The sequence below is a fragment of the Paraburkholderia sp. SIMBA_027 genome (assembly GCF_046535315.1).
Classification (GTDB): domain Bacteria; phylum Pseudomonadota; class Gammaproteobacteria; order Burkholderiales; family Burkholderiaceae; genus Paraburkholderia; species Paraburkholderia tropica.
The window spans coordinates 1-258 of record NZ_JAWRWY010000975.1 but is presented as its reverse complement, the minus strand read 5'-3'; the positions used below and the strand labels follow the sequence as shown (position 1 = coordinate 258).

Annotated in this window: 1 protein-coding gene; it reads left to right on the top strand. The window is 40.3% G+C overall.

Annotated elements, in window-relative coordinates:
- Nucleotides 1-258, top strand: a 258-nt coding sequence (gene thyA, locus SB764_RS42010; RefSeq protein WP_410867037.1) for a thymidylate synthase, incomplete at both ends; no start/stop codon positions are given.

Here is a 258-nt window from a genome sequence, read left to right as displayed (position 1 = left end):
ATATACGGACACCAGTGGAGACATTGGGACACAGAAGACGGTGGATTTATTGACCAGCTTCAAAATGTGATTGATGAAATTAAAAACAATCCCGATTCACGGAGATTACTTGTATCAGCGTGGAATGTAGGACAACTGAGAAGCATGAACCTACCACCGTGTCATGTACTATTCCAGTTTTATGTAGCTGATGGGAAATTGTCTTGTCAATTATATCAACGTAGCTGCGACGTCTTCTTAGGTTGTCCATTTAATTTG